Here is an 18232-nt window from a genome sequence, read left to right on the forward strand (position 1 = left end):
CTGACCGCCGTGATCAGATTTGTGATTGCCTGCCTGCTGGCAGCAACAGTGGCTGGCTGCGCCGGTTCGCAGCGTCCGCAGGCCGATCAGACCGAAGTTGTGGCCCGTTCCTATCGTGATCCGGGACCATCAACACTGACGCTCTATACCATGATCAGCACCCGGACCGGTTCGGGGGCGCATACCTCGCTGATGATAAGCGGCAGCGAGAGGGTAATCTTTGACCCCGCCGGATCGTTTCGCGCCGATGTAGTGCCGATCCGGAACGATGTTCTGTATGGCATCACGCCGAATGTCGAACGCGCTTATCGCAGCAGCCACGCGCGCGAAACGCATTATGCGCGTATCCAGACGATTCAGGTGACACCACAGCAGGCCGAAATTGCCCTGCAACTGGCCAAGCAGATGGGCCCTGTATCCGAAGCGTTTTGCGCCAACTCAACCTCGCAGCTATTGCAGCAGGTGCCGGGTTTCGAGCAGATCAATACGACCTTCTACCCGGTCAAGCTGTCCGATCAGTTCGGTGAACTCCCCGGCGTCGTGACCACCGAATACCGCGAGAATGACGATGCTGACCTGCAGGCCGGCTTGGCCTCGAACAATGCGCGCCTGAACCAGTTGGAAGCGGCCTCAACCCAATAGGTACAGCAAGCCATAGAGCGTGCCCGCCCCGGCAAAGATGGCAATGACCACGTTTTTTGTGATGACACCAACCGACAAAGCAACCGCTGCGGCGGCCATGCGCGGCACGTCGGGCTGACCACCCGTCGCGGTTGGCCAGACCACCAGCGGCGCAATCAGGGCCGGAACGATGGCTACGGCGGTATAGCGCAGGTGGCGTAACAACCAGGGTGGCATCGGGCGGTCTCCGACGATGCCGATAAAGGTAAAGCGTAGGGCAAAGCTGCCAATCGCCAAGCCAACGATAATGCTCCACATGGTCACCGGATCAATCTGTGTCATGGCCTATTCCGCTCTAACATCAATTCGGCCTGCGCCCCTGCGATCATCCCGGCGGTCCCGGCGATCAGCAGGCCCAGGTTGAACGGCACGCCTACGGTCAACAGAGCAACGGTTATGGCGACTAAGGCGGCGATGACATGGGCAAGCGTCCTTATCATCGGCCCGATCATTGCCAGGAATGTGATCGGAAGTGCAAAATCCAGCGCCCAGCTTTCTGGAATCTGTGCACCCAAAACTGCGCCCAGATAAGTTGCCAAAATCCAAAGCGGCGTGATCGGTGTGACCGAGCCAAAGAAATAGGCCATGCGCTGCGGCACGGTCATATCCGGCTCTTTTTCGAACTGTACAATGGAGCAGGCATAGGACTGATCGACCGTCAGATAAGCGGCGCAGGCCCGCTGCCACAGGGGGGCCGCCCCAAGATAAGGTGTCAGTGAGGCCGAATACATTGCCACGCGTAGGTTAACCGCCAGGGCCGATGCCAGAACGATCAGGCTGGGTGTGTTGTCCTGCAACAGCTGCAGGGCGGTGAACTGGGCCGCCCCGGCAAAGACAGCCGCCGAAAAGGCGATTGTCTGGACAATATCCAGCCCAGCCTCGGTCGCAAATACGCCGAAAAGGGTGCCGAACGGAATTGCCACAAAGATAAACGGCGCTCCATCACGAAAACCCTTCCAGAAGTATGACTTGGATGTGGTGTAAGCCATGGCAAATTCCTATGGTATCGCCAACAGCAGTAGCGATCTTGGGAAAGGGTTGCAATTGGCCACGAAACCGGATGCCACCGACTACATCATCGCCCCTGATCCTGGCGCGGTCCGCCTGACCCGTGCGGTCGAAGGCATCGACCAGAATGGCGCGGTCAGCCGGATCTCGGTTGTCGAGGAACGCCCCCTGACGATTTTCCTCAACGCGCAGGAAATCGTGACTGCAATGACAATCGGCGATTACCCTGAATATCTGGCGCTGGGGTTCCTGCGCAATCAGGGGATGCTGTTAGCCGATGATGACATTACCGGCGTGGATTACGATGACGATCTGGAAACCGTGGTGGTGCGCACCGCGCGCGAAACCTCATATGAGGACAAGCTGAAGAAAAAGACCCGAACCAGCGGCTGCGCGGTCGGCACTGTGTTTGGTGACATGATGGAAGGGCTGGAGGACGTGCGCCTGCCGCAGGTTCAGGTCCGCACATCGTGGCTGTATGATCTTGCGGCCAAGATCAACCGAACCCCTTCATTGTATCTTGAGGCTGGTGCAATTCACGGCACGGTCCTGTGTCGGGAAAACCGACCGTTGGTCTACATGGAGGACGTGGGACGTCACAACGCGGTCGACAAGATCGCTGGCTGGATGCTGTCCGAAAATGTGGGGGCCGAGGACAAGATCCTCTACACCACAGGCCGCCTGACCTCGGAAATGGTCATCAAGACTGCAATGATGGGCATCCCGGTTCTGGCGTCACGATCAGGGTTCACCGCCTGGGGTGTCGAAATCGCGTGTGAGGTTGGCCTGACGCTGATCGGCCGTATGCGGGGGCAGCGGTTCGTGTGCCTTGCGGGCGAGGATCGACTGGTGCGGGATGTGGACCCGTCGACAGTGGCGGTCGAAGATAAAAAGCATAGACGGAAGAGTGCGGAATGATTTTGGAAGTCTTTGGTTTATTTATTTTATTCGTCGCGACATTGGGCTTGCTGCCATTGATGGTCTATGTGTTCTGGCTCCTTGAGCGGTCGAAACGCGCGATCATTGAGGGTATGGCGCAATTGGACGTCAACCTGCGTGACCGTCTGGGGTGGGCGCCAGAGAAATACATCAGCATTTGGAACATCGCTGCCCCCTTTCGGCTTGGTTGGCAGGCATGGGCGGAGTTGTCTCAAAAACAAGCACTCGTGCTTCAGCGGGTTTTGATGCACGGTCTGCCTGAGTTTGCCGGGATACCAGATGAGGTCAGAAAGGCGGTGCGCACGTATCGGCGCTGTTTTGGTCTTATCTTTGCTGTTGGGGCCGTCTTAGTGTTTTTGCCAGCCCACTATAGCCTGAGTTACAAGGCGGCCGAATTGACGGGGTGGCCTGCAATTATTTGGTTTACAGCATTCGGATTGGCCGTCTGTCCATTGTTCTTCCTGCCCTCCCAGAAATTCAGGAAATGGCCCGCGCCTGAGGAGATCAAATGACCCGCCCCCTCGGCATCATCCTCGCAGGAGGCCTTGCCACTCGGATGGGTGGTGGCGACAAAGGCTTGCTGACAGTCGGTGGGCAGAGCCTGCTGTCTCATGTCATTGACCGGTTTGGCCCGCAGGTGGTCGGTCTGGCGCTGAATGCCAATGGTGATCCCGAACGGTTCGCCGACCTCAACCTGCCGGTTCTTCCCGACACGATTGAAGGTTTCGCCGGGCCTCTGGCGGGTGTGCTGGCGGGGCTCGATTGGGCAGCAGAACAGGGCGCCAACAGTATCGTCACCGCCGCTGCCGACACGCCGTTTTTTCCGCGCAATCTTGTGGCGCGCCTAACGGATGCTGCTCAAGGGCAAACCCATCCGTTGGTGCTGGCGACTACGCCTCGAACGGGGGATGAAGCACTGAAATCCGGCGGCGGCAAACGGGTCAATCGGCATCCGACATTTGGCCTCTGGCCTGTCGCGTTGCGAGATGATTTGCGGGGCGCCTTGAATGACGGGCTGCGCAAGGTTGTGCTGTGGACCGATAAACATGATGGGCGTGAGGCGTTGTTTCCGGCGGAGCCGTTTGATCCCTTCTTCAATGTCAACACACCCCACGATCTGGCGCGGGCGCAAAAGCTGCTGGAGCAGGCATGAAGGTCTATGGCGTCACCGGCTGGAAAAACGCGGGCAAGACCGGCCTGATGGAGCGTTTGGTGGCCGAGATCACCGCGCGTGGCTTTTCGGTTTCGACCGTCAAACATGCCCATCACGCCGTCGATGTCGACCAGCCCGGCACGGACAGTTTCCGCCATCGAGAAGCCGGTGCGTCCGAGGTGCTGTTGGCGTCCGGCAAGCGCATTGCGATGATGCAGGAACTGCGCGGCGCACCCGAGCCGCCTCTCTCTGATCTGCTGGCACGCTTGGCTCCGGTTGATCTTGTGCTGATCGAGGGGTTCAAACGCGAAGCCCACCCCAAGGTCGAAGCGTATCGGGTGGCCGCTGGAAATCCGTTGATTGCGGCCGAGAACGAAACTGTGCGCGCGGTTGCCAGTGACACAGAGCTGAACTTCGACCGTCCGGTTTTTGATCTGGACGACACCGCAGCCATCGCAGGGTTCATTCTGCAAGAGGTAGGATTATGAGCAAACCGGACATTGCCCCACCGCCCTTGCGCAACGATTGTTTTGCCTTGCCTGCGGGCGTGAGCTGGACGCCGGTTGACGAGGCGTTGGCCCTGCTGCGCGACCGCCTTTCGGTCGTGATGGGGGCTGAAACCGTTCCGTTGGCACAAGCCGCAGGTCGGATTTTGGCCGCCGATGTATATGCCCAACGTTCGAACCCGCCGCAGGCAAATACGGCGGTAGATGGCTATGGCTTTGCCGGTCCGGTTCCGGATGGGCCTCAGGTGATGCCGCTGCAAGACGGGCGTGCTGCGGCTGGTGTTCCCTTTGATGGTCAGCTTGCGCCCGGCCACGCCATACGGATTCTGACTGGTGCGGCCCTGCCCGTTGGGGTGGACACCGTTATTCTGGAAGAGGACGTGACAGTTCAGGACGGGCATATCGCCTTTCGCGGCCCCCTGAAACAGGGTGCCAATACCCGCAATGCGGGCGAAGATGTGGTTGGAGGTGATCTGGCTTTGCCCGCTGGACGCCGGTTGACACCTGCCGATCTGGCCCTTCTCTCCGCGACGGGTGCTGGTGATCTGCTGGTTCGCAAAGCTCTGCGGGTGGCCGTCCTGTCAACGGGGGATGAGCTAGTCGAGGCCGGCGAGGTTGTTGAGCCAGGGCAAATCTACGATGCCAATCGCCCAATGTTGCTGGCTCTGATCCAGCGGATGGGATTCCAGCCACTGGATATGGGCCGCGTTGCCGATGATCGTGAAACCCTGCGCGAGCGGCTGAACGAAGCTGCGAAAGAGGCGGATGTTGTTCTGACTAGCGGCGGCGCGTCGGCAGGGGACGAAGACCATGTCTCCGCGCTGTTGCGGCAGGCCGGAGCGATGCAGGAATGGCGTATTGCCCTGAAACCGGGGCGACCTCTGGCTTTGGGGGTTTGGGACGGAGTGCCGGTTTTCGGACTGCCCGGCAATCCAGTAGCGGCATTGGTCTGCACCCTAATCTTTGCCCGCCCGGCGCTGGGCCTGATGGCTGGCGAGGGCTGGCGGGACCCGCAGGGGTTCGATCTGCCTGCCGCCTTTGATAAGCGCAAGAAACCCGGGCGGCGGGAATATCTGCGGGCCCGTATCCGAGACGGAAAAGCCGAAGTTTTCAACTCGGAAGGGTCCGGGCGGATCAGCGGGCTAAGCTGGGCCGAAGGGCTGGTCGAGATCGAAGACGGCGCGCGCCACGTCCAACCGGGCGATCTTGTCCGGTTCATCCCCTATGGAAGTTTCGGAATCTAGTCGAAGGTTCCGGCCACACGCCCCAGCAACATGAAGGCCCGCGCGGTTCTTGTATCCCCCAAAGCGGTCAACTCTGCATCGCTGGCACGGGGTTCAAACTCGATGATCATGTGATCGAACCGGCGCAGAAAGTGATGGGCGGCGTCCCGGAAAATGGGATCCTGCTTCATCCGGGCCGAAGTCAGCGCCAGCGAGGAGCGGTCGCGAATGCCGCCCAAGGCCGCGACAGCCCGTCCGCGCCCACCCTGCGCAAATTGCCGCCAGATCTCGGGGCGGGCCATGTCAGGGCGCAGGTCATCCATATAGATGCCCTCTTGGCTGAGCAGGGTCAGCACGTCCTGAGAGGCCTGTACAAGCTTGGCTGTCTTGCGGTCCTTGAGCGCCAGCCGTAGAGCATCAAAGCCTTCGGTATCTTCCTGTGTTTCCGGAAAATTCAGCGCACGGATAAAGATGTCGGTGCCAAGCGGGGGCACGATATCCCCGGCTTGTGTACCCAGCTCCAGCGAAGTCTGATCGCCGTTCCCCACGGCTGTCGGTTGCTGTGCGGGTTCCCTGCGCTTGGTTGAAAACGTGGCCAGCGCGCTTTCGGCTTTCTTGGCCGTTTCCGCGATCTGATCCAGCTTTTTGGATACGGCTGGCTCATAGGTGCTGGAAGATCGCTGTTGCTGAGCGATATATGCGTTTCGGATGGCGTCAATCGAGGTTTGTAGTCGTGCGCTTTCCTCGCGCATGATCCGGCTGGCGCGCATGGCCATTGCTGCGACCCAGATCATCGCCACCGGCATAAAGACCGCCAGCAAGGTCACGACAAAGCCTCCGCCGTCGACCTCGTCGGGCAGCACCAGAAAAACAACCGAGACGATCAGCCAGATCACGCTGAGGGCGACGGCTGCAATTTCGATCTCGGTTATCGAAGGCTTGGTTGGCCTATCATATATGCCCAGTGAGGTTGGCCGATTGGCTTCCTGCTCTGGCGTAGGCTCGGACATTGGGAACGCTCCGGGGCTCAGGCGTAGGTGATACTCAGGACTTCATAAGAACGTACGCCGCCAGGTGTGCGTACCTCGACACTGTCGCCTTCGTCCTTTCCAATCAGGGCGCGGGCAATAGGGGATTTGATGTTCAGCAGGCCGGCTTCGATATTGGCCTCATATTCCCCTACAATCTGCCAGGTCTTTTCCTCTTCAGTGTCTTCGTCAACAAGCGTGACCTTGGCGCCAAATTTGATAGCACCGGACAGTTTGGCAGGGTCGATCACATCGGTCAGTGAAAGGATGCCTTCCAACTCTTTGATGCGGCCTTCGATAAAACCCTGCTTTTCCCGGGCCGAATGATATTCGGCGTTTTCTTTCAGGTCACCCAGTTCCCTGGCCGAGGCGATGGCTTCGATAATAGCTGGCCGCTCGACGGATTTTAGGTTCTTGAGTTCGGCCTGAAGCGCAGCATTGCCCGCAGGCGTCATGGGAATTTTTTCCATATTCTTGTCGTCCACGCTGAAATTGTAACGCCCCGCCGCATGGAACCAGCGTCGGGGCGATTTGATGGGTTGGCAAATACCTGACCCAAATGATGCGTGAAATGCAAGAGGTCAAAGAAGACAGCAAGCTGGATTTGCGACTTAACGCCGTTGGATTGGGCGCCGTGGGCACCTGTTACGCTGACCAAACAGCTGACCGCGCTGCCATTTCCAGGTGGTTGAGGCCATCCAGAGTGTTTCAAGCATATTGCACCACTTCAAACTCGATGCCGTTCTCATCATCGAAATAGAACCGCCTGCCGGGCTCGTAATCTGCATGCGACTTGGGGGTGAAACCTGCTTTGACCACCTTGTCTTCGGTTGCGTCGATGTCTTCGACCAGAACGCCGACATGATTCAGCCCCCCGATGATGTCATAGCTGCTTTCACTCGAGGGTTTGGGATCGCTGGGTGCATAAAGCGCCAGGTAGGTATGTGCGCTACCGACATGCACGGTATAGCCACCCGCGATTGCAGGGCCTTCCCAGCGGGTTTTCCAACCGAAGACGTCCTGCATCCATTTTGCCGAAGCCTGCGGGTCGCGGACGGTGAAATTGGTGTGTTCAAGTGTCGCCATCATGGGATCTCCTATTCAATTTGAGGCTTGTCCCGACTCACCGTAATTTCTAAACCTAACTTTAGGTCAAGGAATTTTTTGAGGGCGAGATGGCGATTTCAGAGGGGCTGGCAATAGGCGCTTTGGCCCAGCGCACCGGGCTGGCGGTTTCAGCGATCCGATATTACGAGGCGCAGGGTCTGATTGCCCCATGGCGCAATGCGGGTGGGCAGCGGCGATATCAGCGCGCCGACATAAGACGGTTGAGTTTTGTGATGATAGCGCAGCAATTCGGATTAACCCTGCCCGAAATCCGAGAAGTCCTGTCCGGCTTGCCCGGAAATCGTACACCAACGCCGCAGGATTGGAAAAACATCAGCAAGGATCTGCGGTCGCATCTGGATCAGCGAATCGATACGTTGATGCGCCTGCGTGACAATCTGGACGGATGCATTGGCTGTGGGTGCCTTAGTTTGCCCAAATGTGCTCTTTACAATCCTGATGACCGTGCCAAATCCAAGGGAAGTGGCCCCAGATACCTGATGGGTGACACTCCGGACACGTGATCTGCCGCATAGCGGCATAGTTACGCCGTGTTTCGATTGACCTGTGGCTTTCCCAGCATGTAATCAGCCGTGAAACAAAATTGCGCCGACCGTGCGTTAGATGCGCCAATTCGGAAAGTTAGCGAAGGAGCCCGCAATGGCCGAGATTGAACGCGAAGCGATGGAATATGACGTGGTGATCGTGGGCGCCGGCCCCGCGGGACTGTCGGCGGCCATCCGTCTGAAACAGCTGGATGCCGATCTGAACGTCGTCGTTCTGGAAAAGGGCTCAGAGGTGGGTGCGCATATCTTGTCAGGTGCGGTGCTGGACCCGTGCGGCCTGGATGCGCTGATACCGGACTGGAAGGAAAAAGGTGCGCCGCTGAACACGCCGGTCACCGAAGATAACTTCTATATGCTGGGTGAGGCCGGAAAAATCCGCATTCCGAACTTCCCGATGCCGCCGCTGATGAACAACCACGGCAACTATATCGTTTCGATGGGCAATGTCTGCCGCTGGATGGCTGAACAGGCCGAAGAGCTGGGCGTGGAAATCTTCCCCGGCATGGCCTGTTCCGAGCTGGTCTATGGCGACAATGGCGAAGTCAAAGGCGTTGTTGCCGGTGTCTTCGGCCTTGAGGCCGATGGCTCCTACGGCCCGAACACCGAGCCGGGCATGGAGCTGCACGGCAAATATGTCTTCTTGTCCGAAGGTGTGCGCGGGTCGCTGTCCAAGGAAGTGATCGCGAAATACGATCTGCAAGCCGGAAAAGAAGTCCAGAAATACGGCGTCGGCATGAAAGAGATCTGGGAGATCGACCCGGCCAAGCACAAGGAAGGCACCGTCACCCATACAATGGGCTGGCCCCTGGGCAGCAACGCGGGCGGCGGGTCGTTCATCTATCACCTGGAAAACAATCAGGTCTATGTCGGGTTTGTGGTTCACCTGAATTACAAGAACCCGCACCTGTACCCCTATATGGAATTTCAGCGCTTTAAGCATCATCCGATGGTGGCCGAGCTGCTGAAAGGCGGCAAGCGCGTGGCTTATGGCGCTCGTGCGATTACTGAGGGTGGATATCAATCGATGCCCAAGCTGGTCGCGCCAGGCGTGGCGCTGCTGGGCTGTTCGGCGGGCATGGTCAATGTGCCGCGCATCAAGGGCAACCACAACGCGATGCTGTCTGGCAAAGCTGCGGCCGAGGCGGCATTTGATGCCATCAAAGCCGAGCGTTCGGGCGATGAATTGACTGTCTATGAAGCAGATGTTCGCGAAGGTGCCATCGGAAAAGACCTCAAGAAAGTGCGCAACGTCAAACCGATGTGGTCGAAGTGGGGTCTGATGCCCTCGCTGGCGCTGGGCGGTTTGGACATGTGGACAAACACTCTGGGCTTTTCGCTGTTTGGCACTCTGGGCCACGGCAAGAACGACGCGGAATCGACTGAAGAAGCCAGTAAACATAAACCGATCGACTATCCAAAGCCGGATGGCACGCTGTCCTTCGACCGCCTGACCAACGTCTCGTTCGCGATGACGAACCACGAGGAAAGTCAGCCTTGCCATCTAAAACTGTCGGACCCGGCGATTCCGGTCAGTGTCAATCTGCCCGAATTCGACGAACCGGCGCAGCGCTATTGCCCGGCGGGCGTGTATGAGATGGTCGAGGATGAAAATGGTCCGCGATTCGTGATCAACTTTCAGAACTGCGTTCACTGCAAGACCTGCGACATCAAAGATCCCAGCCAGAATATCACCTGGACCACGCCGCAGGGAGGGGATGGTCCGAACTATCCCAATATGTAAGCGAAAAATGGGCAATGGCGGCGTCGTGAAGGCTCTGCCATTGCCTCTTTCTGGTCAAAGCCCTAGCTTATTGCGCAACCGACAATCGCAAGGCAGGAATTTGGTGACTTTTCTCATTCGTCGCACAGCGCTGGCTGTGCTGTTTACCACGTCATTCGCCATTCCGGCTTATGCCGACACTGGGTTCGGTGCGTATCTTGCCGGGCGTCAGGCGATTTTTCAGGACGACTATACGGCGGCTGAGAAATATTTTGCGCAAGCATTGCGCGCAGATCCTCAAAACGACCGGTTGCTGGAGAATGTCGTCGTTGCGCGCTTGTCGCTGGGCGAGGTTAAGCGCGCTTTGCCGATTGCCCAAACCATCGAAGAGTTAGGCCTGCCCAACCAGCCCGCGAAAATGGCGATTGCCGCTAATCTGGTGGCTGAAGGCAAGCTGGATGAACTGCTTGCCCGCGACCCCGAAACGCAAGGCGTCGGGCCGCTGGTTGACGGGTTAATATTGGGCTGGGCCCATATGGGCCAGGGTGCGATGACCAGCGCGCTGGAGCAGTTTGACCAAGTTGCAGCGCAGGAAGGTCTGCGCGAGTTCGCGCTTTACCACAAAGCTTTGGCACTGGCCTCGGTCGGAGACTTTGAAGGTGCCGAGGCAGTCTTTGCGGCCGATAATGGTGTTGTGGCGCGATTTACCCGCCGCGCAGCGCTGGCACGGACCGAGGTTCTGTCGCAGCTGGACCGCAATGAGGATGCGCTGCAGTTTCTGGATGACGTGTTCGAGTCGGGCTCTGATCCCTCGATTGAAGGGTACGAATCGCGTCTGAGCGCTGGCGAAACGCTGCCCTTTACTCATGTCCGCACATCGCAGGACGGTATCGCAGAAGTGTTCTTTTCCGTGGGAGCCGCGCTCAGCAGTGAGGCGGCTGAGAATTACGTCCTGCTTTATGCGCAGGTCGCAGCCTTTCTGCGCCCGGATCACGTGGACGCAATCTTGTTGAGTGCCGAACTTTTGGACGAGTTGGAGCAATACGATCTTGCCGTCGAAGCCTATCGCAAAGTGCCCGCGAGCAGCAGTGACTATCACGCTGCTGAACTGGGCCGGGCCGAGGTGCTTGTCACGGCAGGCAAAACCGATGCGGCGGAAGAAGTCTTGCAGACCCTTGCGACGCAGAGACCGGATCTGCCAAGTGTTCACGTGGCGCTGGCTGATTTGCAAAGACGTGAAGAAAACTATGCTGCGGCTGTCGAAACCTATAGCACAGCGATTGAATTGATTGATGCCGATGGTGGCGGCAACTGGTTCCTGCACTACGCCCGTGGTATCTCGTACGAGCGACTAAAGCAGTGGGACAATGCTGAGGCCGATTTCCGCCGTGCGCTAGAACTTAACCCCGACCAACCGCAGGTCCTGAATTATCTGGGTTATTCGCTTGTAGAACGGCGCGAAAATCTGGACGAAGCGCTTGGCATGATCGAACGCGCCGTCGCCGCACGCCCTGGTAGCGGCTATATCGTCGACAGCTTGGGATGGGTTCTGTTTCGACTGGGCCGCTATGAAGAGGCGGTCGAGCATATGGAGCGTGCCGTCGAGTTGATGCCGGTAGACCCAGTGGTGAATGATCACCTGGGTGACGTTTACTGGGCCGTGGGCCGCGCACGCGAAGCCGAGTTCCAGTGGAAGCGGGCATTGTCTTTCATTGACCTCGAAGACGCCGATGGTGAGGCCGACCCAGAGCGTATTCGCCGCAAGATCGAGGTCGGGCTGGACGAGGTTCTGATCGAAGAAGGTGCCGCGCCGCTGAAGGTCGCCAATGAAGGCTAAGGCTTTCGCGCCCGCCAAGATCAACCTTACCTTGCACGTCACCGGCCAGCGCGTGGACGGCTATCACCTGTTGGATTCGCTCGTGGTGTTTGCCGATCTGTGCGATACGCTGCATTTCACCGCGGGTGAGGCGCTGTCGATCTCTGTCACCGGCGAACATGCGGCGGGTGTGCCAAGCGATAGTCGCAATCTGGTGTGGAAAGCCGCCGAGGCTGCAGGCTGGACTGGGCATATTGACCTGAACAAAGTGCTGCCGCATGGGGGCGGGATCGGTGGCGGTTCTTCCGATGCCGCCGCAACTTTGCGGATGATAGAAGATGAGGGTGGAGCTATCCCGCCGGGAACTGCGCTGCGCCTAGGGGCGGATGTTCCTGTTTGCGCGGCGGCCAGTCCCAGCCGTATGCGCGGCATCGGAGAACGTTTGGACCCAGTCACGCTCCCGCATCTACCGGCCTTGTTGGTCAACCCTGGCGTAGAGGTTCCAACCCCTGCTATTTTCGCGGCTTTGCAATGCAGGGAAAACCCGCCTATGGCAGAGGAAATACCCGTATTTGAGGGGCCTCAGGATTGTGCCGAATGGCTGGGGAAACAGCGAAACGACCTGGAAGGTCCAACCACTTCTCTGGCTCCCGACGTCGCGCAGGTGCTGGACGCGCTGAGCGATACAAAAGCGGCGTTGTTGGCGCGCATGTCGGGGTCAGGATCGACCTGTTTCGCGCTGTATCCGACGATGAAAGCCGCCCATTTCGCCGCCTATGAGATTGGAGCAGCCCATCCCGACTGGTGGTGCCGTGCGGTTCAGCTTAACTAAGGCGCGCGACAACGAAGTCTGCCAAATCGCTCAGCAGGGTGCGGATCTCATGGTCGGGCAGGATGCCTAGCGACGCCTTAGCCTTGTTGGCCCAGCCAAGCGCATCTTTTCGCGTCGCCGCAAGCGTGCCGTATTTGCCCATAAGGCCAAGAGCGGTTTCGAGATCACCGCTTTCCTGACGACCCTTACCGATGGTGCGCTGCCAGAAGGCGCGTTCTTCGGGGGTGGCCTGCGCCACCGCCTTGATCACTGGCAGCGTCAGCTTACGCTCGCGAAAGTCGTCGCCGACATTCTTGCCGGTCGCTTTGCTGTCGCCCTGATAATCCAGCAGGTCATCAGCGATCTGGAAGGCAATCCCCAGCGCATCGCCATAATCGAAGAGCGCCTTGACCTGGGCCTCTGACGCTTGGGCGATGACCCCGCCCACCTCGGTTGCGGCTGAGAACAAGGCTGCGGTCTTGCCGCGCACAACCTGAAGATAGATGGCCTCATCCGTGCCCAGATCGGTTGCAGCAGTCATCTGTAGCACTTCGCCCTCGGCGATCGTGGCAGACGCATTGGCAAGGATGTCCAGAACCCTAAGAGACCCGGTCTCGACCATAAGCTGGAAGCTGCGTGAGAACAGGTAATCCCCAACCAGAACGCTGGATTTGTTGTCCCAAAGCAGATTCGCTGTTGGCCGTCCGCGCCTTTGTGCGCTTTCGTCGACAACATCGTCATGCAACAGGGTCGCGGTGTGGATGAACTCAACCGTTGCCGCCAGACGCAAATGATGGTCCCCGGCATAGTCGAACAGCCGCGCCGCGGCCAGTGTCAGCATCGGACGCAGGCGCTTGCCACCCGCTTCGACCAAATGTGCGGTGACTTCGGGAATGCGGGGCGCGTGTTCTGAGGCCATGCGCGTGCGTATCAGGTCATTGACCGCGTCCATTTCACCCGAAAGAATCTCGGCCAGCCGCTCATGCGGTTTTGAGACTGTGCTGATGTTCATCACACTCCTGATACAAGGCTCGACTTCCGCCTCACCTTGCCCTTACATCCATCCCCATGAAAGAACTTTTGCGCAGCACTGATCCGACGATCCTGGCCTTTGCATCCGCCCTACTTCAGGGCGAGGATATAGACTGCTTTCAGATGGACGTAAATATGAGCATCCTAGAAGGTGGCATCGGTATTTTCCCGCGTCGCCTTATGGTGCGGGCAGATGATTTGACCCGCGCGGAACGGGTGATGCGCGACAATGAGATCCCGCTGGGCCGATGACGCAATTCACTGACCCAGAGCTAAGTTTGAACGACTTTCTTAATGGGCGCGTTCGGCTTTGGCAGCCCCTGTCCGGCTATCGCGCCGGGGTCGATCCTGTCTTGCTGGCGGCAGCGGTACCGGCCAAGGCTGGGCAATCCGTGCTGGAGCTGGGATGTGGCGCTGGTGCCGCCATCTTGTGCCTGATGGCGCGCGTGCCGGGATTGAACGCCACGGGTGTTGAGCTGCAATCGCCCTATGCCGATCTGGCCACCCGCAACGCGGATCAGAATGCGCAGGCGCTGACAGTGGTGCAGGCCGATCTGAGCAAACTGCCCGCTGAACTGAAACAACAGCAGTTCGATCATGTGATTGCGAATCCGCCCTATTACTTGGCCGGTGCCCACAGCCCTGCGGCGGACTCGGGTCGCGGAATTGCCTTGGGCGAGGATACCCCGTTGCGCGATTGGTTCGATTGTGCGGCAAAGCGCCTCGCACCGCGGGGTTATCTGCACATGATCCAAAAGGCCGATCGGTTGCCCGACATGCTGTCAGCCTGTGAGGGGCGGCTTGGCTCAGTCGAAGTTCTGCCCCTGGCCGCGCGGGCAGGTCGGAAGGCTGAATTGGTGGTCCTTAGGGCCAGAAAAGGCGGTCGGGCTGCGTTTCAACTGCATGCCCCGCTGATTTTGCACAAGGGTTTGCGCCACGAAAAAGACGGCGAAAGCTATACCTCTCAGATATCGTCCGTTTTGCGCGACGGTGCTGCGCTGAACGGGTTTTCGGATCAATAGGCGCCAACCAGCCGAATTTGTCAGATTTATTATAGAATCTGTGCGTCTGCAGCGTGACAGGCTGGAAACGATGTGCTCAACTTCCTACGTTATTCAGAGACACCAATGAAGGAGTATCGCCATGAGCGTGAGCGCACATCTGACGGAACTGAAGAAGAAGCACGAAACTCTCGGTCTCGAAGTAGAACAAGCCCAGCGCGCGCCAGGCATCGACGATCTCCATATCGCTCAACTCAAGAAACAGAAGCTAAGGCTTAAGGAAGAGATAGAGCGACTTTCCAGTTAACTTTTAAGGCTGGCGCGCGCGGCTATGGCCGCGCCGCCGGTGACCAGGATGGCTGCGATTGCCAGACCCCAGGATGGGGCTGCGATCCCGGCAACCACCAAAACGACGGTAGACAACAGGGGCGCTGCATAAGACGCGGTGCCAAGAATCTGAATGTCGCCTTGTTTGACCCCGATGTCCCAGACATAGAACGCCAGACCAACAGGCCCCAGCCCAAGTGCCGCGATCGAAGCCCAGCCAAAGGCCGTGCCCGGCCAAACGGTTTCTTCGATGGCTAGATGCAGACCACCCGAGGCGATGGCGGTAAAGATGCAGAACACAGCGACAGAGCTTGTGGGCGTATCCCCAAGACGACGGGACATAACGGAATAGCCCGACCATGTCAGAGCGCACAGCAGCGCCAGCCCGTAACCGGGTAGGTGGCTGGCCTGAAATCCTGCGCCACCACCCCCGGCGATGATCACAGCGGCCCCAGCAAAGCCCAGGCAGGCTCCGATCAGGTGCCCTGCACGCAGATGCTCGCCCGGTAGCAAACCTGAAAACAGCACAATCAACAGGGGCCAGAGATAGGCAATCAGCCCGGCCTCGGCTGCAGGGGCCATGCGCAGGGCCGAGAAGTAGAGTGTGTGATAGCCAAACAACCCGATGGTGCCAAACAGATAGGTGGTCCAACGCACGGTCCGCAACTGCCCCAGCCCGCCATTGGCCCAGGCCCAGACTAGCCCCAGCGTACCCCCGATCGAGAAGCAGATCGTATTCAGCAACAGCGCAGGAACGGGGGCTGAGCCGACGGTGAACAGGGCCAGAAGGGACCAGAGTAAAACGGCGACAAAACCGATAGTAGTGGCGCGGTTTCGGGTCATGCGGCTGACAGGTCCTCGACTGGAATGATGTCGAACTCATCGGATATATGTGCGGTCTTTTCAATCTCGGCCAGAAACCAATCCCGAAACGCCGCAATCTGAGGGCGGTTCTCGGCCCCCGAGAGGCACAGGAAGCGAAAGCGCCCCTTTGTTTCGATGGCGGTCTTGAAAGGTGCGACCAGCGTGCCTTCGGTCAGATCTTTCAGGATCATGGCCCGGCGGCCAAGCGCGACGCCAACGCCCGCAACAGCCGCGTCAATTGCGTGATCGGCGTTCGAAAACTCGGCACCATGGGTCGGGGTATGTGCGATGCCCACGGCCCTGAACCAGGCGGGCCAATCACTGGGTGGGGTCAGAAAGCGGATCGAGGCGTCATGGATCAACGGTGCATCCCGCAGGCTTCCCGGCGTGGTGAACTGGCGGGCGAGCTCGGGCGTCATGACCGGCGTCAGCCATTCCCGGCGCACTGGCACGGAATACAGCCCCTTATCCGCACCTTCGCCAAATCGAATGGCCACATCCACATCATCCCGTTCAAGGTCGATGATGCGTAACGTGGCCGAGAATTTCAGATCTATTTCGGGATGTGCGCGGGCAAATTCGTACAGGCGGGGCGCCAGCCATTTGGCCGTCAGGGCAGGGCCCGCTGTGACGGTCAGGCTAGTGTCGTCACCCTGTCTGCTCACGGCGCGCCATGCGGCTTGTAACGTGGCAAATCCATCCGCGGCGCCCGGGGCCAGGGTGCGCCCAGCCTCTGTCAGCTCCACCGCGCGGTTCAGGCGGTGAAACAGAGGGCGGCCCAAATGCTCCTCAAGGGATTTGATCTGAAAGGACAGGGCCGCAGGCGTTACATGCAGCTCTGCCGCGGCTTTGGCAAAAGACATGTGCCGGGCGGCGGCATCAAAGGCACGCAAAGCGGTCAAGGGCGGCAGGTAGTCGCTCATAGTATAGAAATTCTTAACTGAACGTTCAAAAAAGCTCGTTTGCGGCTTTGCCAACTAGAGTTCATATTGCTCATAAGTCAAGGAAAACTGTTTTGAACTGAGAGGCTGCCATGATTGAGATGACAACAAATCCAGCTGCACAATCGGCGATTCTGCGCGCGCATGAGGCGCGGGGCAAAGCGGTTCTGAATGTGTTGAAGTGGATTTTCGGTTCCCGCTGATCGCAGCGCGCGCGGTCTTACGGGATAAAAGAAGGGCCGGTTCTGCTTAGAACCGGTCCGCTTGCATTTTGGCAGCCAACTTAGGCGAAGAACTGAGCACCATTGGCCGAGATGGTCGATCCGTTGATGAATTGCGAGTCTTCAGAGGCCAGGAAAGCAACGCAGCGTGCGATCTCTTCCGGTTCGCCCAGTCGGCCCGCCGGAATCTGGCTGATAATGGAATCACGAACCTTCTCGGGGACAGCCATGACCATTTCGGTTGCGATATAGCCAGGGCAGATAGCGTTGGCGGTGATGCCCGCGCGCGCGCCTTCCTGCGCCAGCGACTTCACGATTCCCAGATCGCCCGCCTTCGTTGCGGCATAGTTCACCTGAGCGAACTGACCCTTTTGACCGTTGATCGAGCTGATGACTATGACACGGCCAAACTTGCGCTCACGCATGCCAGGCCAAACCGGGTGAACGGTGTTGAATACGCCGGTTAGGTTGGTGTCGATCACCTGATGCCACTGCTCGGGTGTCATTTTGTGGAATGGGGCGTCCTTGGTGATGCCGGCATTGGCAACAACGATGTCGATCGGGCCAATCTCGGCTTCGACCTTTTCGATGCCCGCTTTGGATTCGTCATAATCCGCAACGTTCCATTTGTAGGTGGCGATTCCGGTCTCGTCGGTGAAATTCGCGGCGGCTTCGTCGTTCCCCGCGTAGGTGGCTGCAACATTGTACCCTTCGGCCTTAAGCGCCTTGGAAATTGCTGCGCCAATGCCGCGGGAACCGCCGGTGACGAGTGCTGTTCGTGCCATTTAGGAATCCTCCAATTTAAGTCGTCTTGGTAATGCTGTTACTATTCCGAACCAACCAGCGCAACAATATTGCGCAGGCAAGTTGCCGCAGCGCTGGGGCTTTTGGTTTCGCCTCAGGGTAGTGTGAGGCCACGATCTTTACCCAATGCACGGCAATAGTCGATCCAGTCCTTATTTTCGTTCAGCAGAGCCAAATTGCCAAAGCGAACGTGCCATGTCTCGGACAATCGAACCTGCGCGGACTGGATGTGTTTGTAGGGGTTCTTAATGCCTTCCATTGCGGCCTGATCACGAGCTTCCACAACGAATAACGCCGCGCTGGCAAGCGCGGCGTCTGTGGTTGTTTGGTCCTTGTTCCGGCATGCTCTCAGCTCGGCCAGCTCTGTAAAGATGACGCTGCACTCCGTCAGGCTGGTCGAAAGCGGTTGACGGTTCTGTGCGTCTGCGGCCCCTGCAAAGCAAATCACAAGGGCCGAAATAAGAGTGGGCCGAGAAGGCATTGT

The 18232-nt window shown here is 58.6% G+C and carries 23 protein-coding genes; 13 read left to right on the top strand and 10 right to left on the bottom strand.

The features are described from left to right. Positions 1-9: 9 nt before the first annotated feature. Positions 10-642, top strand: a complete 633-nt coding sequence (locus AC2FJW_RS10000) for a hypothetical protein (RefSeq protein WP_271948503.1) — start codon at positions 10-12, stop codon at positions 640-642. On the opposite strand, the gene AC2FJW_RS10005 is transcribed toward AC2FJW_RS10000, so the two are convergent. Both AC2FJW_RS10005 and AC2FJW_RS10010 read right to left on the bottom strand, forming a co-directional pair. Continuing rightward, on the bottom strand, positions 631-963 hold the full coding sequence (locus AC2FJW_RS10005) for an AzlD domain-containing protein (RefSeq protein ID WP_282021651.1): 333 nt from the start codon (positions 961-963) through the stop codon (positions 631-633). The two genes, AC2FJW_RS10000 and AC2FJW_RS10005, sit on opposite strands and share 12 nt — an antisense overlap. Next, entirely contained in the window at positions 960-1670 is a 711-nt protein-coding gene (locus AC2FJW_RS10010; RefSeq protein WP_496749989.1) for an AzlC family ABC transporter permease, read from the bottom strand. The genes AC2FJW_RS10005 and AC2FJW_RS10010 overlap by 4 nt, the downstream gene beginning before the upstream one ends. Before the next feature lie 49 nt (positions 1671-1719). Here AC2FJW_RS10010 and AC2FJW_RS10015 point away from each other — a divergent pair, with 49 nt between their 5' ends. Genes AC2FJW_RS10015 through AC2FJW_RS10035 form a run of 5 tightly spaced genes read left to right on the top strand, consistent with a single transcriptional unit; the run spans position 1720 to position 5531 of the window. Next, complete coding sequence (locus AC2FJW_RS10015; RefSeq protein ID WP_496750127.1) at positions 1720-2607, top strand: formate dehydrogenase accessory sulfurtransferase FdhD; 888 nt, start codon at positions 1720-1722, stop codon at positions 2605-2607. Beyond that, a complete protein-coding gene (locus AC2FJW_RS10020) occupies positions 2604-3140 on the top strand; it encodes a hypothetical protein (RefSeq protein WP_496749990.1) in 537 nt (178 codons plus the stop codon). The genes AC2FJW_RS10015 and AC2FJW_RS10020 overlap by 4 nt, the downstream gene beginning before the upstream one ends. Then, positions 3137-3781: a molybdenum cofactor guanylyltransferase MobA gene (mobA, locus tag AC2FJW_RS10025; RefSeq protein ID WP_496749991.1), complete on the top strand. Its 645-nt coding sequence runs from the start codon at positions 3137-3139 to the stop codon at positions 3779-3781. Before AC2FJW_RS10020 ends, mobA begins: the two co-directional genes overlap by 4 nt. After that, a complete protein-coding gene (gene mobB / locus AC2FJW_RS10030; protein ID WP_271948498.1) occupies positions 3778-4269 on the top strand; it encodes a molybdopterin-guanine dinucleotide biosynthesis protein B in 492 nt (163 codons plus the stop codon). The genes mobA and mobB overlap by 4 nt, the downstream gene beginning before the upstream one ends. Then, positions 4266-5531: a molybdenum cofactor synthesis domain-containing protein gene (locus tag AC2FJW_RS10035; RefSeq protein ID WP_496749992.1), complete on the top strand. Its 1266-nt coding sequence runs from the start codon at positions 4266-4268 to the stop codon at positions 5529-5531. The genes mobB and AC2FJW_RS10035 overlap by 4 nt, the downstream gene beginning before the upstream one ends. Here AC2FJW_RS10035 and AC2FJW_RS10040 read toward each other — a convergent pair. The 3 genes from AC2FJW_RS10040 to AC2FJW_RS10050 all read right to left on the bottom strand — a co-directional run bounded on the left by AC2FJW_RS10040 (position 5528) and on the right by AC2FJW_RS10050 (position 7627). Next, entirely contained in the window at positions 5528-6520 is a 993-nt protein-coding gene (locus tag AC2FJW_RS10040) for a hypothetical protein (protein WP_142635394.1), read from the bottom strand. The genes AC2FJW_RS10035 and AC2FJW_RS10040 overlap by 4 nt on opposite strands. A 17-nt stretch (positions 6521-6537) precedes the next feature. Then, complete coding sequence (gene greA, locus AC2FJW_RS10045) at positions 6538-7008, bottom strand: transcription elongation factor GreA (RefSeq protein ID WP_496749993.1); 471 nt, start codon at positions 7006-7008, stop codon at positions 6538-6540. Positions 7009-7246: 238 nt separating this feature from the next. After that, positions 7247-7627 (bottom strand): VOC family protein, encoded by a 381-nt coding sequence (locus AC2FJW_RS10050; protein WP_496749994.1) that lies wholly within the window; start codon positions 7625-7627, stop codon positions 7247-7249. Positions 7628-7713: 86 nt separating this feature from the next. Here AC2FJW_RS10050 and soxR point away from each other — a divergent pair, with 86 nt between their 5' ends. From soxR to AC2FJW_RS10070, 4 genes are all read left to right on the top strand, one after another. Continuing rightward, a complete protein-coding gene (soxR, locus tag AC2FJW_RS10055) occupies positions 7714-8169 on the top strand; it encodes a redox-sensitive transcriptional activator SoxR (protein ID WP_142635400.1) in 456 nt (151 codons plus the stop codon). Between the two features lie 136 nt (positions 8170-8305). Then, positions 8306-9952 carry an electron transfer flavoprotein-ubiquinone oxidoreductase gene (locus tag AC2FJW_RS10060; RefSeq protein ID WP_271948491.1) on the top strand — a complete coding sequence of 549 codons (1647 nt, stop codon included), beginning with the start codon at positions 8306-8308 and terminating at the stop codon, positions 9950-9952. 7 nt (positions 9953-9959) lie between these two features. Continuing rightward, complete coding sequence (locus AC2FJW_RS10065; RefSeq protein WP_496696595.1) at positions 9960-11768, top strand: tetratricopeptide repeat protein; 1809 nt, start codon at positions 9960-9962, stop codon at positions 11766-11768. Next, complete coding sequence (locus tag AC2FJW_RS10070; protein WP_496749995.1) at positions 11758-12579, top strand: 4-(cytidine 5'-diphospho)-2-C-methyl-D-erythritol kinase; 822 nt, start codon at positions 11758-11760, stop codon at positions 12577-12579. The genes AC2FJW_RS10065 and AC2FJW_RS10070 overlap by 11 nt, the downstream gene beginning before the upstream one ends. Here AC2FJW_RS10070 and AC2FJW_RS10075 read toward each other — a convergent pair. Further along, the gene (locus AC2FJW_RS10075) at positions 12572-13570 is read right to left on the bottom strand and encodes a polyprenyl synthetase family protein (RefSeq protein ID WP_496709219.1); all 999 of its coding nucleotides are present in this window, start codon (positions 13568-13570) and stop codon (positions 12572-12574) included. The genes AC2FJW_RS10070 and AC2FJW_RS10075 overlap by 8 nt on opposite strands. Before the next feature lie 56 nt (positions 13571-13626). On the opposite strand from AC2FJW_RS10075, the gene AC2FJW_RS10080 reads away from it, so the two are divergent. The 3 genes from AC2FJW_RS10080 to AC2FJW_RS10090 all read left to right on the top strand — a co-directional run bounded on the left by AC2FJW_RS10080 (position 13627) and on the right by AC2FJW_RS10090 (position 14898). Beyond that, positions 13627-13842 carry a putative signal transducing protein gene (locus AC2FJW_RS10080; protein WP_496696474.1) on the top strand — a complete coding sequence of 72 codons (216 nt, stop codon included), beginning with the start codon at positions 13627-13629 and terminating at the stop codon, positions 13840-13842. Further along, positions 13839-14612, top strand: coding sequence for a tRNA1(Val) (adenine(37)-N6)-methyltransferase (locus AC2FJW_RS10085; protein ID WP_496749996.1), 774 nt, complete (start codon positions 13839-13841; stop codon positions 14610-14612). The genes AC2FJW_RS10080 and AC2FJW_RS10085 overlap by 4 nt, the downstream gene beginning before the upstream one ends. 121 nt (positions 14613-14733) lie before the next feature. After that, a complete protein-coding gene (locus tag AC2FJW_RS10090; RefSeq protein ID WP_142635414.1) occupies positions 14734-14898 on the top strand; it encodes a YdcH family protein in 165 nt (54 codons plus the stop codon). Here the strand turns inward: AC2FJW_RS10090 and yddG are convergent. From yddG to AC2FJW_RS10110, 4 genes are all read right to left on the bottom strand, one after another. After that, entirely contained in the window at positions 14895-15761 is an 867-nt protein-coding gene (gene yddG, locus AC2FJW_RS10095) for an aromatic amino acid exporter YddG (protein ID WP_496700936.1), read from the bottom strand. The genes AC2FJW_RS10090 and yddG overlap by 4 nt on opposite strands. Next, positions 15758-16705, bottom strand: a complete 948-nt coding sequence (locus tag AC2FJW_RS10100; RefSeq protein ID WP_496749997.1) for a transcriptional regulator GcvA — start codon at positions 16703-16705, stop codon at positions 15758-15760. Before AC2FJW_RS10100 ends, yddG begins: the two co-directional genes overlap by 4 nt. A gap of 301 nt (positions 16706-17006) precedes the next feature. Then, complete coding sequence (phbB, locus tag AC2FJW_RS10105) at positions 17007-17729, bottom strand: acetoacetyl-CoA reductase (protein WP_271948478.1); 723 nt, start codon at positions 17727-17729, stop codon at positions 17007-17009. Between the two features lie 113 nt (positions 17730-17842). After that, positions 17843-18229 (bottom strand): hypothetical protein, encoded by a 387-nt coding sequence (locus AC2FJW_RS10110; RefSeq protein WP_496749998.1) that lies wholly within the window; start codon positions 18227-18229, stop codon positions 17843-17845. Between the last annotated feature and the right edge of the window lie 3 nt (positions 18230-18232).

The organism is Ruegeria sp. CDSA020, from assembly GCF_059612345.1.

Coding starts and splice junctions, on each gene's coding strand:
- AC2FJW_RS10005 (WP_282021651.1), bottom strand. CDS start 963: ATGACACAGATTGATCCGGTGACCATGTGGAGCATTATCGTTGGCTTG.
- AC2FJW_RS10010 (WP_496749989.1), bottom strand. CDS start 1,670: ATGGCTTACACCACATCCAAGTCATACTTCTGGAAGGGTTTTCGTGAT.
- AC2FJW_RS10020 (WP_496749990.1), top strand. CDS start 2,604: ATGATTTTGGAAGTCTTTGGTTTATTTATTTTATTCGTCGCGACATTG.
- mobA (WP_496749991.1), top strand. CDS start 3,137: ATGACCCGCCCCCTCGGCATCATCCTCGCAGGAGGCCTTGCCACTCGG.
- mobB (WP_271948498.1), top strand. CDS start 3,778: ATGAAGGTCTATGGCGTCACCGGCTGGAAAAACGCGGGCAAGACCGGC.
- AC2FJW_RS10035 (WP_496749992.1), top strand. CDS start 4,266: ATGAGCAAACCGGACATTGCCCCACCGCCCTTGCGCAACGATTGTTTT.
- AC2FJW_RS10040 (WP_142635394.1), bottom strand. CDS start 6,520: ATGTCCGAGCCTACGCCAGAGCAGGAAGCCAATCGGCCAACCTCACTG.
- greA (WP_496749993.1), bottom strand. CDS start 7,008: ATGGAAAAAATTCCCATGACGCCTGCGGGCAATGCTGCGCTTCAGGCC.
- AC2FJW_RS10050 (WP_496749994.1), bottom strand. CDS start 7,627: ATGATGGCGACACTTGAACACACCAATTTCACCGTCCGCGACCCGCAG.
- soxR (WP_142635400.1), top strand. CDS start 7,714: ATGGCGATTTCAGAGGGGCTGGCAATAGGCGCTTTGGCCCAGCGCACC.
- AC2FJW_RS10060 (WP_271948491.1), top strand. CDS start 8,306: ATGGCCGAGATTGAACGCGAAGCGATGGAATATGACGTGGTGATCGTG.
- AC2FJW_RS10065 (WP_496696595.1), top strand. CDS start 9,960: ATGGGCAATGGCGGCGTCGTGAAGGCTCTGCCATTGCCTCTTTCTGGT.
- AC2FJW_RS10070 (WP_496749995.1), top strand. CDS start 11,758: ATGAAGGCTAAGGCTTTCGCGCCCGCCAAGATCAACCTTACCTTGCAC.
- AC2FJW_RS10075 (WP_496709219.1), bottom strand. CDS start 13,570: ATGAACATCAGCACAGTCTCAAAACCGCATGAGCGGCTGGCCGAGATT.
- AC2FJW_RS10080 (WP_496696474.1), top strand. CDS start 13,627: ATGAAAGAACTTTTGCGCAGCACTGATCCGACGATCCTGGCCTTTGCA.
- AC2FJW_RS10085 (WP_496749996.1), top strand. CDS start 13,839: ATGACGCAATTCACTGACCCAGAGCTAAGTTTGAACGACTTTCTTAAT.
- AC2FJW_RS10090 (WP_142635414.1), top strand. CDS start 14,734: ATGAGCGTGAGCGCACATCTGACGGAACTGAAGAAGAAGCACGAAACT.
- yddG (WP_496700936.1), bottom strand. CDS start 15,761: ATGACCCGAAACCGCGCCACTACTATCGGTTTTGTCGCCGTTTTACTC.
- AC2FJW_RS10100 (WP_496749997.1), bottom strand. CDS start 16,705: ATGAGCGACTACCTGCCGCCCTTGACCGCTTTGCGTGCCTTTGATGCC.
- phbB (WP_271948478.1), bottom strand. CDS start 17,729: ATGGCACGAACAGCACTCGTCACCGGCGGTTCCCGCGGCATTGGCGCA.
- AC2FJW_RS10110 (WP_496749998.1), bottom strand. CDS start 18,229: ATGCCTTCTCGGCCCACTCTTATTTCGGCCCTTGTGATTTGCTTTGCA.